This is a genomic window from Streptomyces murinus (assembly GCF_002154555.1).
GTDB classification, from domain to species: domain Bacteria; phylum Actinomycetota; class Actinomycetes; order Streptomycetales; family Streptomycetaceae; genus Streptomyces; species Streptomyces murinus.
This window is the reverse complement of the sequence record NZ_MUNF01001037.1, coordinates 1-1,200: the sequence shown is the minus strand read 5'-3', so window position 1 is coordinate 1,200 and position 1,200 is coordinate 1. Positions and strand designations below refer to the sequence as shown.

General features: G+C 75.7%; 1 protein-coding gene. It reads right to left on the bottom strand.

The window, feature by feature from the left end:
- Positions 1–205 precede the first annotated feature (205 nt).
- Positions 206–1,200, bottom strand: a 995-nt coding sequence (gene nrfD, locus CCN72_RS37505; protein WP_244174687.1) for an NrfD/PsrC family molybdoenzyme membrane anchor subunit, incomplete at its 5' end; no start/stop codon positions are given.

The window sequence follows — 1,200 nt, the reverse complement described above, 5'->3', positions numbered from 1 at the left end:
CGGGCAGGCGGGTTCGATTCCCGGCCGCCGCGTCCGGCCTCGGACGAGGGCGGTGGCGGTGGCGGGAGTGAGCGCGCGGCGGGCGGGAGTCCCGGCGCGAGGGGGGCGGTGCGGTGTGGCGCTTCGCTCTGCCTGCGCCGGGAGGCGATCCCTGTCCGTTCCGGGTGGCCGTCGTCCTCCGGCCGCCGTGACCGGTGGGCCCCGCTCAACTCCCTTGCTTCGTAAGCCTCTCGCGCTGCGGTACGACCGTGTAGCGGGGGTCCTCCGCCGAGGCCACCCCGGCGTGGAAGACACCGAAGCGCAGGGCCGCCGAGCCGGTGAGGAGGGCGGCGCCTGCGGCCAGGGCCACGCGGCGGTCGCGCAGCCGGCCGGAGAGGAGAGCCAGGGCGGCGCCGGTCACGGTCAGGGCTTCGGAGGCGCGCAGCAGGATCCGGGGCCTGCCCCGGTCGAAGGGCTCGGCCGTGATGCCCATCCGGCGCTTCATCAGCTGGAAGGCGCCCAGTTCCAGCGTGGCGCCGAGCAGCGCCGTACGGCGGGCCGGTCCCGTCTGCGCGGCCGGTGCGGCGGCCAGGGCCAGACCGGACGCGGCGGCCGCGGCCGACCCCGCGAAGACGAAGGGGAGTTGACGGTAGCCCTCGTGCCAGGAGGGCACCGCCGTGTCCGAGAGCAGGACTGCGGTGTAGGTCGCCACGGCGGGGCCCAGCGCCGCTGCGGCGAGGGTGGCGGCCGTGCCCAACAGCCGGTAACGGCCCGCCACTTCGGCGGCGGTCGAGCCCAACAGCCGGTAGCGGCCCGCCGCTTCGGTGGCCGCGGCGGCCATGGTCAGCGGTGCGTAGCCCACCAGGATCCAGGAACCCACGCTCATCGGCGAGGTCGGCTTGAACACCCGCAGCATGTTCAGGAACCGCTTCGGGCGGCCCAGGTCGTGCACCAGCGCGGCCAGCGACAGCGAGATCGCCCCGGCCGCCCCCAGTTTCGCCGGTGTCGCGAGCCCCGGCCGGCCCGTCAGCTCACCCCCGGCCGCCAGCAGCGAGGAGGCCCCGGCCAGTCCGCCCAGATACAGGTACCCGGCGATGTCCAACGCCTTCCACGTGGGCTTGTTCAGCACGGGTTTGCCGTAGTACGACGAGAACGACGCGTCCGGCACCATCGACCGCTCGCCCAGCCCGCGCCGCCGACGCCGCCGCCCCGCGTACGCCC